The 13410-nt window shown below is 58.9% G+C and carries 11 protein-coding genes; 6 read left to right on the plus strand and 5 right to left on the minus strand.

Features of this window, described 5'->3' with window-relative positions:
- Nucleotides 1–28 precede the first annotated feature (28 nt).
- Nucleotides 29–1672 carry a TonB family protein gene (locus tag GEI7407_RS08805; RefSeq protein ID WP_150109752.1) on the minus strand — a complete coding sequence of 548 codons (1644 nt, stop codon included), beginning with the start codon at nt 1670–1672 and terminating at the stop codon, nt 29–31.
- Between the two features lie 508 nt (nt 1673–2180).
- On the opposite strand from GEI7407_RS08805, the gene GEI7407_RS08810 reads away from it, so the two are divergent.
- From GEI7407_RS08810 to GEI7407_RS08835, 6 genes are all read left to right on the plus strand, one after another.
- Nucleotides 2181–2831 (plus strand): MotA/TolQ/ExbB proton channel family protein, encoded by a 651-nt coding sequence (locus GEI7407_RS08810; RefSeq protein ID WP_015171795.1) that lies wholly within the window; start codon nt 2181–2183, stop codon nt 2829–2831.
- Nucleotides 2818–3237, plus strand: coding sequence for a biopolymer transporter ExbD (locus tag GEI7407_RS08815; RefSeq protein ID WP_015171796.1), 420 nt, complete (start codon nt 2818–2820; stop codon nt 3235–3237). Before GEI7407_RS08810 ends, GEI7407_RS08815 begins: the two co-directional genes overlap by 14 nt.
- On the plus strand, nt 3234–4235 hold the full coding sequence (locus tag GEI7407_RS08820; RefSeq protein ID WP_015171797.1) for an iron ABC transporter permease: 1002 nt from the start codon (nt 3234–3236) through the stop codon (nt 4233–4235). Before GEI7407_RS08815 ends, GEI7407_RS08820 begins: the two co-directional genes overlap by 4 nt.
- Complete coding sequence (locus GEI7407_RS08825) at nt 4232–5284, plus strand: iron ABC transporter permease (protein WP_015171798.1); 1053 nt, start codon at nt 4232–4234, stop codon at nt 5282–5284. Before GEI7407_RS08820 ends, GEI7407_RS08825 begins: the two co-directional genes overlap by 4 nt.
- 8 nt (nt 5285–5292) lie before the next feature.
- Nucleotides 5293–6147 (plus strand): ABC transporter ATP-binding protein, encoded by an 855-nt coding sequence (locus GEI7407_RS08830; RefSeq protein ID WP_015171799.1) that lies wholly within the window; start codon nt 5293–5295, stop codon nt 6145–6147.
- 691 nt (nt 6148–6838) lie between these two features.
- On the plus strand, nt 6839–8353 hold the full coding sequence (locus GEI7407_RS08835; RefSeq protein WP_051030719.1) for an NB-ARC domain-containing protein: 1515 nt from the start codon (nt 6839–6841) through the stop codon (nt 8351–8353).
- A gap of 14 nt (nt 8354–8367) precedes the next feature.
- Here the strand turns inward: GEI7407_RS08835 and kaiC are convergent, their stop codons facing one another.
- From kaiC to GEI7407_RS08855, 4 genes are all read right to left on the minus strand, one after another.
- On the minus strand, nt 8368–10071 hold the full coding sequence (gene kaiC, locus GEI7407_RS08840; RefSeq protein ID WP_015171802.1) for a circadian clock protein KaiC: 1704 nt from the start codon (nt 10069–10071) through the stop codon (nt 8368–8370).
- A gap of 211 nt (nt 10072–10282) precedes the next feature.
- Entirely contained in the window at nt 10283–10621 is a 339-nt protein-coding gene (locus GEI7407_RS08845; RefSeq protein ID WP_015171803.1) for a hypothetical protein, read from the minus strand.
- 145 nt (nt 10622–10766) lie between these two features.
- A complete protein-coding gene (gene cydB / locus GEI7407_RS08850) occupies nt 10767–11783 on the minus strand; it encodes a cytochrome d ubiquinol oxidase subunit II (protein WP_015171804.1) in 1017 nt (338 codons plus the stop codon).
- A gap of 8 nt (nt 11784–11791) precedes the next feature.
- Nucleotides 11792–13234 (minus strand): cytochrome ubiquinol oxidase subunit I, encoded by a 1443-nt coding sequence (locus GEI7407_RS08855; RefSeq protein ID WP_015171805.1) that lies wholly within the window; start codon nt 13232–13234, stop codon nt 11792–11794.
- Between the last annotated feature and the right edge of the window lie 176 nt (nt 13235–13410).

A 13410-nucleotide genomic window follows, 5' to 3' on the forward strand; every position in this document is an offset into this window, starting at 1 on the left:
CCACGGAAGTGTCAGGGGAGAAGATAACCTATAAGACCTCTTCAGACGGGGGAAGATCAGCCTCTGGAAGCGCTGGCTCGGGAAATGCCTCGACAGGAGCCGGCTCAGGTTCTTCTGGTATTGCCTCGGGTTCTGGTAGAGGCTCAGGAATCGGTTCGGGTTCGGGCATAGGTTCAGGAATGGGTTCAGGAATGGGTTCAGGAATGGGTTCAGGAATGGGTTCGGGGAGTAGTGGTTCTGACTCAGGTACTGGTTCGACCTCTGGAAGCGGTTCGGGTTGCGGCTCAGGTTGTGGAATCGGCTCTGGTTCGCTGGGCTCTGAGGTAGGTATCGGTTCCTCAATTGCGGGGGTCGGCGTGGTTTCTGGGGTCGGCGTGGCTGACGGTGTTTCTGGCGCAGGTGCATCATTGCTGGGCGGTGCAACTGGCTCGGGAGCTGGGTCAGTTGCGGTTTCTGCGGGCTCTGGGGGCGCAGACTCGGCAGTGGTCGGAGTTGGGATCTCGACAGAACGGCGCTCACCGCGCTCCCGGGCGGCGCGGTTGCGTTCAGAGCCCTCGATGTTGAGGTCGTACTCGATGGGGACACTGGCTCCACCTTCGACAGGTTGAAAGCGCGATCGCTGGGCTGCTTCGATGGCGGCGCGATCGATAGCAGCATTGCCGCTGGAGCGGGTCAGGACAACGCTGCGAACGCTTCCATCCGCGTTGATCTCGACGTTGACGAGAGGCTGACCTTCGATGCCTGCTTCGACAGCGCTTTCGGGGTACTCTGGCTCGACACAGTCTTCACAAGCGACGGTCCGCGAACCGCCCCCGCGAGTTTCTTGGCCAGCACCAGAGCTGGGGCGATCGCCAGTGCCATTGCCCGAACTAGTGTTTGTGTTGCCGGGGCGAGTGCCGGAACCTGCAGCGGTCACTGTGCCGGAACCTCCGGGAGCGTCGCCTTGGCCATTCCCACTTTCGGAGCGGCTGGCATTCGCAGCAGTGCTTGAACCTTGAGCAGTGGCACTTTGAGCAGCGGGTCCAGGACGAGCGGCGCTGGTCTCGCGATCGCGCAATCCCCGCAAGAACGACCGCAGGCGATCGCGCTGGGAAGGGTCAGGCGCTGTCGCTGCAACCCGAGGCTCTTCAGGCGCTTCTGGTTGAGACTCTGCGGGCGCTGCGGGCGTTTTGGGGGCTTCGGGCTCTGGCTTGGGAGGCTCTGTGACCTCGGATGCCGCTTGAGTTTCAGCTGCTGCCTCGGGCTCTTCGAGCGGCGTTTCTTCAGCGATTTCTTCGACGGGTTCTGGCTCGGGGGCTGCCGGTTCAGCTACATCCTCCGGCACAGGAGGCTCAGGGAGGGCTTCAGCAACCTCTGGCTCCTCAGGGAGGGGGGCAGCTTCGGGCTCCGAAGCTGGGGCAGCAGGCTCTGAAGTCGCCACGGGCACAATGTCGGCGGCGGGAGCAGCGTCAAGGGCGACAGCACTAGCGTCTGAGGCTGGGGCTGCGTCTAGGCTAGGAACTTCAGGGTCGAAAGTCTCGCTGCCCAGTTCGGCAGGCTCAAGGGGTTCCTCTGGGGGAGGCTCGGGGAGCACAGGCTCAGTGGGTTCCGCCACGATGATCTCCAGAGGCGTGATCTCGGCGGTGACGGGTCGCTGCCAGATCCCCAGATAGCTGAGAGCAAATGCGACCAAGTGGACCCCCACAGAGCCCAGAAGTCCCCAAAGTATTACCTTTCGCAGAGCGGCTTGCTCTCGATCGTGCTGCTGTGCGCAAACCTCTGAAAGACTCATAGCCCCTGCCTACTTCCCAAATGCTGCTTAAACGCTATTCATCATAGTTGACAATTGCTCTCATTCAGTCAAGAGCTATCAAGAACTATTCTCAGGCGAATTGGCAAAATTAAGCGGCCAGGTAGTATAGGTCAGTCAGGGGCGATCGCCCCAAAACATTCATCCAATCAGGATTCTCTTCAGAAAGTTTTGCTTCGCCCCTGACTCTAGTCCCAGATCTGGCTGTCGTTTATCAAGATAGATTCTCAAGAAAAGCTTGACTTTGAAGACGAGATCGGGCTCAATCGTTTTGAGAGTAATTGTCATTTGTTTTTGGTTATTTGTGCTTGGGGCTGAGAGGCTGGCGACTACAGAGACAGCCAGACAGAACAGCGGTCCTGAGCTGCCCGTTTAGCGTGAGTTGTAGATCATGGGAAGTATTTTTGCGGCAGGCGGCATCGTCATGTGGCCGCTGCTAGCGTTTTCGATTGTGGCGATCGCCCTGATTGGGGAGCGCCTGTTTTTTTGGTTTCGCCTAAACCAGCGTCAACGCCCTTTCATGCGGGAGATCCTGCGGATCTATCGCCAGAGCCCGACGGATGTGTTTCCCCGGCTGCGCCAAAATGTCCATTTGCCGATCGCCCGCATTTTCCTGGAAGCTCTGGAAATCGACGGCGCGAGCCCGAAGCAGTTTCACCTCGCGCTGATGAGCGCGATACAGGCAGAATTACCCCATCTCAAGCGCTTTAGCACGGTTTTTGCGACGATTATCAGCACCTCGCCCCTGCTGGGTCTGCTCGGCACCGTCTTGGGCCTGATTACGTCCTTTGACGCGCTCCGGCTCGGCGACGTAGGCACCAACTCCTCGATGGTCACCGGGGGCATCAGCGAAGCCCTGGTATCGACGGCGGCGGGGCTGGTGGTGGCGATCTTCACGCTGATGTTTGCCAACCTGTTTCGCGGTCTGTATCGACGTCAGGTGTCGCTGATCCAGGAGTACGGCGGTCAGCTGGAGATTCTCTATGAGTCTCACTATGAGCGGCTGCAACAGGGCAAGGAGGCTAGCTATGTATCTCCCTGAAGAACCAGAAGAGGAGTTTGAACTCAATATCGTGCCGATGATCGATGTCATCTTCGCGATTTTGACCTTTTTCATCATTTCCAGCCTGTTTTTGACCCGCTCTGAGTCGCTGCCGGTGAATTTGCCCAAGGCGGCTACGGCCCAGATGCAGCAGCGCACCAAGATCACAGTGTCGGTGGATCCAGAGGGCCAAATCGCCCTGAACCGCCGCCCCACGTCCCTGGAGGCCCTCAAGGCCGATGTCCAGCAGGAGATGGCCAAGGTGCAAGAGTCGGTCATCGTGATCAGCGCCGATGAGGCGGTGAGCCATGGCCAGGTGATCGCGGTGATGGATGAGCTGCGGACCATCGAGGGGGCGACTCTGGGCATTGCTACCAAGCCCCCAGCCCCCGACGAGCAGCGATGAATCGCACTGGACTCTTGGGCTCTGCCCGGCGTCTGTGGCTGGGGCTGCCGGTAGGGGCTGCGCTGCTGGGCGTGTGCTTTTGGCTCAGCGTGACTCTGGGGTCGGCGGACGTCCCGCTGGAGACGGTGTGGCGATCGCTGGTGGCCTTTGATGGATCGACGGAGCATCTGATCATCCGGACGGTCCGCCTGCCGCGATCGCTGCTGGCGATCGCGGTGGGGTCGGCCCTAGCGGTGGCGGGTGCCCTAACCCAGGGGCTGACCCGCAATCCCCTGGCGGCCCCCGACTTGCTGGGGGTAGAGGTGGGAGCGGCCCTGGCCATGGTGCTGGCGCTCTACGGCGGCGGCACCCGCTCGGTGGGCTTTGCGCTGGCGGGGGCGGCGATCGCGGCGGCGGCGGTGTACTGGCTCGGCTCCCTGGGCCGCAGCGGCCTGACCCCCATGAAGCTGATTATTGCCGGGGCGGCGCTGTCGTACCTGCTGGGGTCGCTGACGACGGGGGTGCTGCTGGTGAGTCAGCAGACCCTCGATGAAATTCGCTTTTGGCTGGCGGGGTCGCTGGCGGGGGCGGATCTGGCGGCCCTAAAGCTGGTGCTGCCCTACTGGGGGGTGGGAGTGCTGTTGGCGCTTCTGTTGGGGCGATCGCTCACCCTGCTAGCCCTGGGCGAAGACGTCGCCCAAGGCTTAGGCCTGCCCACTGCCTGGATCAAAGCCGGAGCCGCCCTGGCGGTGGTGCTGCTGGCCGGTAGCGCTGTGGCGGTGGCCGGTCCGATCGCCTTTGTGGGCCTGGTGGTGCCCCACGGGGTGCGCTTTTGGGTGGGGGTCGACTACCGCTGGATTGTGCCCTACACCCTTTTGGCGGGCGGGATTTTGCTGCTGGTGGCCGACATTGCGGCCCGTTTGCTTTTGCAGCCCCAGGAGCTGCCCGTCGGCATCATGACCGCCCTAGTGGGCGCGCCTTGCTTTCTCTACCTTGCTCGATCCCACGTAAAACGATGACGTTGACCAAACCTTGGCTCTCGGTTCGGCTTCGGCCCTTGGGGGTGTCGTTTCGGGTCAGTCGCCCGACGCCCTGGGTGTTGGGAGGCTTGGGCCTGCTTTTGGTTTTCCTGGTGGGCCTCCACGTCAGTCAGGGCGAGTACCCGATTCCCCTGGGGGCGGTGCTGGCAACGCTGCTGGGCCTGCCCGCCGCCGACCCCAATCACGCCTTTGTGGTCCTGGATTTGCGGCTGCCGCGGGCGCTGGTGGCGGCCCTGGTGGGAATGGGGCTGGCGATCGCCGGCACGATTATTCAGGGGCTGACCCGCAACCCCCTGGCCGCCCCCGAAATTATTGGCATTAATGCTGGGGCGGGGTTGGGGGCGCTGCTGCTCCTGGTGCTGTTTCCCTCGATGTCTCTGGTGGGCTTGCCCATGGCGGCCTTTGGCGGGGGTCTGGCGGCAGCGATCGCCATCTACGCCCTGGCCTGGAATCGCGGCAGTTCGCCCCTGCGCCTGATCCTGATGGGGATTGGCCTGACGGCCCTCCTGGGCGCCCTGACCAATGTCCTGGTGACCTTCGGCGAAATCAACGTAGTGGGGCAGGCCCTGGTGTGGCTGACGGGCAGCGTCTACGGCCGGAGCTGGCAGCACGTGGGGCCGCTGGTGCCCTGGCTCTTGGGGGCAGGAGCGATGGCGCTGCTGCTGGCCCGCGACCTGAACACGCTGCATCTGGGGGACGAGGTGGCCCAGAGTTTGGGCATTGCGGTGGAGCGGCAGCGATCGCTGCTGTTGCTGTGCGCCGTGGCCCTGGCGGGAGCGAGCGTGGCGATCGCCGGGAATGTCAGCTTCGTTGGGCTGATGGCGCCTCACCTGAGCCGCCAGCTGGTCGGCCCCTCCCACGAAGGGCTATTGCCGACGGCGGCGCTGGTGGGGGGCTGCATGGTGACGCTGGCGGATCTCCTGGGCCGGCTGGTCTTTGCGCCTCTGGAGCTGCCCTGCGGCGTAGTGACTGCCGTGGTGGGCGCGCCTTACTTTCTCTATCTGCTCTATCGCAATCGCAACGCATAACCCCTCCCATGTTTGACTCTGATGCTCCTTCAGCTTTGGCAGCTCACCAGCTCACCCTGGCCTACGACGGCGCGGTGATCGTGCGGGGGCTGGACCTGACGATTCCGCGTCAGCAGATCACCACCCTGGTCGGCCCCAACGGCTGCGGCAAGTCAACCCTGCTGCGCGGGCTCGCCCGCCTGCTGCGGCCCCAGGCAGGCGCGGTGTACCTGGAGGGACGGGCGATCGCCCAGCTACCGGCCAAAGCTCTGGCCAAACGGCTGGGCATCCTGCCCCAGAGCCCGGCGGCCCCCGAAGGTCTGACGGTGCGAGAGCTGGTGGCCCAGGGCCGCTATCCCCACCAAGGCTGGCTCCAGCAGTGGTCCGCCGAGGATGAGCAAAAAGTCGAAGCGGCGATCACCACCACCCACCTCCAGGACTTCGCCAACCGCCCCCTCGACACCCTCTCCGGCGGCCAGCGCCAGCGCGCCTGGATCGCCATGGCCCTGGCTCAGGACACCGAAATTTTGCTGCTGGACGAGCCCACCACCTACCTGGATCTAGCCCACCAGATCGAAGTCCTCGATCTGCTCTACGACCTCAACTACCAGGCCCAGCGCACCATTGTGATGGTGTTGCACGACCTCAACTTGGCCGGTCGCTACAGCCACCACCTGGTGGCCCTCCGCCAAGGAGCCGTGATCGCCCAGGGGACGCCTGGGGAAGTCATCACTGAGGCCGTGATCAAAGCGGTCTTCGATCTTGACAGTCGCGTGATCCGAGACCCCCTGACCAGCACGCCTCTGTGCGTGCCGATCAGCCGAACCATTGTTGCTTCTCAATCCACTTCAACGAAGACAATACTGAGAGCCGATAAAACTTAAAATCCCGGGGTAGAAATGGTGCCTCGTATGGAAAAATCAGTCTTTTCCTGAAGGAAATCGGCAATATCGCGACTAAACTCCTATTGCAACTAGAACCCATAAACCTTCTTGAACAGCATTAAATTCTCCTGTCTTAGATAGTGAGACTGAGTATTGTTGCAAAATTTATACCTCTCCTCCAGAGCCAGTAAAATTGTGATGCTTGGGGGATAGTGAGTTGTGCTTTCTTAAACCTTGGCGCTCCAGCGTTGTCAACTCCTCAAAAACGAGGGAAAGTCAGAGGTTTGAGATATGTGCGGCTTGGAGAAGACTAATGGATTGGGGAACAAAATTCAGGTTTTCAGGGAAAATTGCCAGATTTTACAGAAATTTCAGTATCAAAAAAGACAATTTCTAACTTTTGCGTCTCAACACTCTTGTAATATTTTTACTTTTGGTCAAACAAATGACGAACCGGGCATCGGTACTCGTCAAATTATCAATAGTTTCGATCAGCGATCGGGCCTCTAGCAGACATTAGTTGAGTCATTCAGAGCCTGCTGCCCCCTAGCGGCGTATCAATGAATATCTGAACATATAAGGTGGCATGGCGGATTCAATTTGGGCATCTCAAGCAGGTCTGAGGCTGGTAGATCAGGCCAGACGCCTAAGACAGTGGAATAAAACTGCGGGAATTTGGTGCGATCGCGCTTTGACTTCTCGCGCAACCCTCAACCGATTTTGGGCTTGTCGGCCGATCCGGCGAGAAACCTTCATTGCGATTTGTCAGGCAGTCGAGGTGAACTGGCAAATGGTGGCGGATCCGCAGGCGATCGCTCCCTTGTCCATCGCGGACGCCGTCAGCATCACAGACTTGCCGCTCCAAGAAGGATCCTGGCAAAGCTGGGGCGACGCCCCAGACACCGGCGTTTTCTATGGTCGGGCCGAGGAGCTGGCTCGCCTGGAGTCATGGATCGTCAAGGAGCGGTGCCGCCTGGTGGCGCTCCTGGACATGGGCGGCATCGGCAAGACGGCCCTGGCGGCGAAACTGGGACGCCGTATGGGCGGAGACTTCGAGCGGGTGATGTGGCGCAGCCTGCGCAACGCGCCGATGCTGGAGGAGATGCTGGCAGATTTTGGGCAGTTCTTTGGCTATGGGGCAGAGGGCGATCTGCCGAACCACCTCGACGGCAAGATCCTGGCGCTGATGGAGCATTTGCAAAACCGCCGCTGCCTGATCGTGCTGGACAATCTGGAGTCGATCTTGCAGGAGGGCGATCGCACGGGGCGCTACCGACCGGGCTATGAGGGCTACGGCCAGCTTTTGCGCTACGTGGCAGACACCGCCCACCAGAGCTGCGTGCTGTTTACGTCGCGGGAGCGGCCCAAGGGCTTGGCCACCTTCGAGGGGCACACGCTGCCGGTGCGCTGTTTTTTGCTGTCGGGGCTGCTGGAGGCAGAGGGACGGGAGATTTTTCGCACGAAAGGGACCTTTTCGGCAACCAATGAGGATTGGAGCCTGCTGATTCGGCGCTACGGCGGCAATCCCCTGGCCCTCAAGATCGTGGCTTCGGCAGTGCGAGATTTCTTTGGCAGCGATATTGCGCAGTTTTTGGAGTTTTTGCGCCAGGGGCCGTTTATTTTCGACGATATTCGCGAGCTGCTAGAGCGTCAGTTTGGGCGCCTGACGCCCCTCGAGCAGGAAATCATGTACTGGCTAGCCCTCAACGGGGAGTCGGTTTCTTTCCAGACGCTCCAGGCCAATCTGGCGATGCCGCTGCCACCCCTGGAGGCGCTGGAGTCCCTGGCTTCGCTCCAGCGGCGATCGCTGATCGAAAAAAGCGGCGATCGCTTTACCCAGCAGCCGGTGGTCATGGAGTACGTCCTGCATCGCTTCATTGAGCGCGTGACCGAAGAGATCACCCGCCGCGATCTGCAACTGTTTTGTCAGCATGCGCTAATCAAGGCCCAGGCCCAAGAGGCCCTGCGGGAAACCCAAAGAATTCACATCGTGCAGCCGCTGCTGTACTACTTGCTGGCTCGCCTGGGACCACCGGAGCGCCTCCGGCTCACCCTGGAGGCGCTACTGGCGGATCTGCAGGGAAAGTCCGCTCCAGAAATTGGCTATGCGGCTGACAATCTCCTGCATCTGCTGGGGGCGCTCGCAGGCGATCGCCAAAGCTACGGTGCCTCGAGCCTGATCAGCCGCCAAAGCGACTCGACCTAGGGGCGATCGCCCCCTCAATCAGCCCAGCGAAACTTAGCGATGATCTCCTGCTCCCGCAGCAAACCCGCCTTTTCCGCATCGTCAGCCTGGCATAGATAGTTCAGCTCCTGAGTCTCAGCCTCCATCTGCTGCTGGAGGGCCTCGATCTGGGACTGGAGGAGGTGCCGCTGCTGCTCGATTTCGCGGCGGCGGCGGGCGATCTGCTGCTGCTGCTGGAGGTGAGCTCGCTGGTCAGCGGCCTCCTGTTGCAGGCGAGCCGAGCCCGTCAGGACCGTCCCTTGTCCCAGATAGACATCGATCAGGTCAACGCCCTGACTGCTCAGGCGAAACTCCCGGACTTGATTGGAGTGCTCCATCCCTCGGGACTTGATCACCTGCAAGATTCGATTTCGCTCACCGTTACTCTCCATGATCCGAACCTCTAGCCAGGTATCCATCAGCGAGGAGATGCCGATCTCGGTGGATTCGAGGGGACTGCCGCCAGTGATCAGGTTCGTCATCACCGTGGTGATCTGCTGGGACTTGAGATAGTCGATCAGCCGCATGAAAAAAGCTTTGGCTTGCAGAGTGCTGCCGGTCAGGGTCAGGTTACTGATGGGGTCGATGACGACGCTGTGAGGCCGAAAGGTCGTAAGCCAGCGATGAATCTGCACCAAATGCAGCTCGAGGCCGTGGGCCGTGGGGCGGATGGCCTGGATATCGAGATTGCCCTGGCGGAGATAGGGTTCTAGATCCAGACCTATCGAGCGCATGTTGCGCAGGATTTGCTGGGGGGCTTCTTCAAAGGCGATATAGAGACACCGCTCGCCGCGATCGCAGACCGACGCGGCAAAGGAGGCAGCGAGGGTACTTTTGCCCGTGCCGGCCATTCCCGTGATCAAAATACTGCTGCCTCGAAAATAGCCCTGTCCGCCCAGCATGGCATCGAGGCGAGAAATCCCTGTAGAAACGCGATCGCTGGAAATCGGGTGATTGAGGCCGATCGACGTAATGGGTAAGACAGAAATGCCGTTCTCTTCGATCAAAAAAGGATACTCATTGCTGCCGTGGTGAGATCCTCGATATTTCAGAATCTGTAGACGGCGCGTCGAGAGCTCCTCGTGAATGCGCTGATCGAGGCGAATCACGCAGTCAGAAACATACTCTTCGAGGCCCTGGCGAGTGAGACTATTTTCGCCTCGCTCACCGGTGATGACAGCCGTGACGCCCTTGGTCTTGAGCCAGCGAAACAGGCGGCGCAGCTCCGCCCGGACAATGGAGGCATTGGACAGGCCAGCGAAAAGAACCTCGACCGTATCGAGAACAACGCGCTTGGCTCCAACACTATCGATGGCGCTATTGAGACGAATAAAGAGTCCCTCTAAATCATAGTCGCCCGTTTCGTGGATATCTGCTGGATCAATATAGAGATAATCTAAACCAATAAGCTTATCGGCAATGAGCTGCTCTAGATCCCAGCCCAGGGAGGCGACGTTTTGAGTCAGCTCCTCCGAGGTCTCCTCAAAAGATAGAAAGACACCAGGTTCGCCATACTGGGTAGCGCCCCGCACCAAAAATTCCATGCTCAAGAGGGTTTTGCCACACCCAGCAGCACCACAAATCAGGGTGGGACGACCTTTGGGCAGGCCGCCGTTGGTGATTTCGTCCAACCCTTGAATGCCGGTGGGGCATTTTTGGAGCATGTTGCGTAAAGTGCTGGGCCGATCGGTAGGAGACATAGGATTTGGCAAGGCTAACGAGTAGAAGCGGACGAGAGCCGGCCTTTTTGTTGGCTTATTCTCACGCTAGATCGCTGAAATGAAAAAACTTTGAAGTTGGAAAATAGCTTCTTGAATATTTACATTTGGATATTTACAAAGTATTCCTATTTTAGAATTTGAGCCAATTTAAGGATAAGTTTTCGGCAAATTCCTGGGATGCTCGCTTGGTTTATTGGAGCTTTCCTCGACGAATGAGATAGAGGGAGCCCGGTAGCCAAAAGAAAAGGGCGGGCAGCAGGGCCAGAAATTGGCGATCGCGCCCTTGTTCCCAAACAAAAAACAGGCTGCCGATCAGGCCTATCGCGCCAATGCCGCGCAGAGTCACCGGATGGGTGCGGGGAAAGAGACAGGCGATCGCCATCAGAGCGCAGAGACCGACCAGGGCGATCGTGCCACCGATAAAAAGAAGCGGCTCTTCAGGGGGCCGCTCTTGCCAGATTTCGAGCGATCGCAGAATCAGCGAGAGTCCAGCCATCAGGGACAAAACGCCCAAAATCCGATAAATCATGGGGATAGCCCTCCGGTGCTTGGCACTGTCATTTTGCTACAAAAGCGCTGGAATGGATATCTCATTCCAGCGCGCCATGGAAAATTTTAGATTTTGGACAGCTTTTAGCGGGAGCAGCTAACGTATTCAGCGTGCAGTCAGCCGTCTATTCGCCACCATAGACTTCTCCCGTCACTTTGCCTCGGAAGACAATGTAGTTATAGATGTTGTAGAACAACATGATCGGGATGAGAAAGCCGATGAAAATGATCATGAAGACCAGCGCGCTAGGGGCTGCCGCTGCCTGGTAAATGGTCACCGACGGCGGAATGATGTAGGGAAACACAATCATTCCAAGACCAATGAAGGTGAGCAAAAAGATCAAAATCGTCCAGACAAAGGGCGTTCTCTCTTCTGCTCGGCTGAGGCTGCGCAACAGGAGACCAACCAGGAAGATTCCCAAAACAGGAATGGCGGCAAAGAGATAGACAAGGGGCTCCTGAAACAGGCGCGATCGCGCGCTTTCATAGAAAATCGGCGTCGTGATCGTGATGAAAATTGCCCCCACCAAGGTGGTCCAGGCCGCGATCTTCGCGGTTCGGTAGTGGGTCTTTTGGAGCTCTCCTTCCGTTTTCAAAATGAGATAGGTCGAGCCAATCAAGACATAGCCCTGGATCAAAGTGAGAGCAACCAAGAAACTCTGCAAGGTCAGCCAGTCCCAGGTCCCCCCCACAAAGTGGCCTTCGGCATCTACGGGGATACCGGCAATCACAGAGCCCAAGGCAAATCCCTGGCCCAAGGCCGCCAAAAAGCTGCCTGCCCCAAAGGCCACATTCCAGAAGTATTTGCGGCGGGCGTGCTCTCGAAACTCGAAGGCGACGGCCCGAAAAATCAGACCAAAAATCATCACCCAAATGGGCACATAGAGGGCGTGGAGAATGGTGGCGTAGGCCAAAGGAAAAGCCCCAAACAGCGCCCCGCCCATCAGCACCAGCCACGTCTCGTTGGCGTCCCACACATTGCCAAGACTGGTCATCAAAATGCTGCGGCGCTCCTCAGAGGAGGCCGTGAGAGAGAGAATGCCCACGCCTAGGTCAAAGCCATCTAGCATGACGTAGAGCAGCAGAAAGAGCGCCAGAATGACGAACCAAACCTGGGGCAAAAAGTGTAAAAGGGCGTCCATACAGTCTCCTATTGCTGCGCTTCGAGGGGTCGGTGATCGGGCTCGTGGGTCGCCGGCGCGGTCTCCACGGCGGGCTGATCTTCGAGGCCCGGCACCGGCAGGGTGAGGTTTGGCCCCTTGCGCAGGATGCGGCTACCAAAGTAGAGCGTGGAGACAAACAGAACGCTATAGATGACTGCAAAACTCGTCAGAGATCCCAGGACGGTGGAGGCAGGCAGGTTGGAGACAGCGTCCACGGTGCGAATCTGGCCATAGACGGTCCACGGCTGACGGCCAACGCAGCGCACGATCCAGCCAGACTCCACGGCGATATACCCCAGGGGCGCGGCCAAGATCCAGCCGCGCAGGAGCCACTTTTGGCGGGCGATCGCCTCCGGCGCGAGCTTGCCGCGCAGCCACTGCACCACGCTGACGCCCATCAGCGCTGCGAAGAAAAAGCCAATGGCGATCATGATCCGGAAGGCGTAATAAATTAGCGGAATCATCCGGGGCTGCTCTTCGGGCTGGAAGGCGCGCAGGCCCGGCACATCGTGGGAGAGAGTCGGCTTGAACTCCAAGATATAGCCGAGGGCCTGGGGAATGCTGATCTCCCAGTCGTTGCGCTGCTCACCCTGATTGGGCAGGGCGATCAAGCTCCAGTCTGCGGTTTCTCCGGCGAGGCTGGTCTCCCACTTCGCCTCCATGGCGGCGAGCTTGGTGGGCTGATAGCGGGCGACCTGTTCGCCGCTGAGGTGACCGATATAGATCTGGAGCGGCGCAACGGCGATCGCAGCGGCCAGGACAATTTTGAGAGATTTGGCAAAAAAGGCCGAATGGCGATCGTTTAGGATATACCACGCGCTGATGCCGCCAATCACAAACAGCGAAGTCTCCAGCGTGGCAAAAAACATATGCAGCACGCTGTTGAGCATAAAGGGATTCAAAATCGCCTGGAAATAGTCAGAGACCACGAACTTCCCATTCACCATCTCACCGCCAGCGGGGGTTTGCATCCAGGAGTTGGCCGCCAAAATCCAGAAGGTGGAGAGGTTGGCCCCAAAGGCCACCATGATGGTCGAAAAATAGTGAATGACGGGATGCACGCGGCCCCAGCCAAACAGCATAATCCCCAGAAACCCTGCCTCCAGCATGAAGGCCATGGCTCCCTCAAAGCCAAGAATACTGCCAAAAAAGTCGCCAACCGCTTCGGAGAAGGGAGCCCAGTTAGTGCCAAACTGAAACTCCATGGGCAGCCCAGAGGCAACGCCCACGCCAAAATTAAGCACGTAGAGCTTGGCCCAAAACCGCGCATGGCGGTAGTAGTCCGGGTTTTGGGTCTTGAGCCAGAGGCCTTCGATAATGACTAGATAGATCGCCATGCCGGTACTCAGCACGGGCCACAGCATGTGAAAAATTGCCGTTAGCGCGAATTGCATTCGCGATAGGGCGAGGGTGTTGGATAACAGTTCCATCTCGATCTCCGCAAATTCGCCTGAACCTTGAATGGCCCATAGCCCTTAAGATAGCGGCAATCTCGCGCGGCTTCTATATTCTAGGCCGCAATAGCCATTGGGCGATCGCCGATCAAATTTTCCAAAAGCTTCTAATACAAGATACAGGTTTTCTCAAAATAGAGCCTGATTAAAAG

This window comes from Geitlerinema sp. PCC 7407 (genome assembly GCF_000317045.1).
Lineage (GTDB): Bacteria > Cyanobacteriota > Cyanobacteriia > PCC-7407 > PCC-7407 > PCC-7407.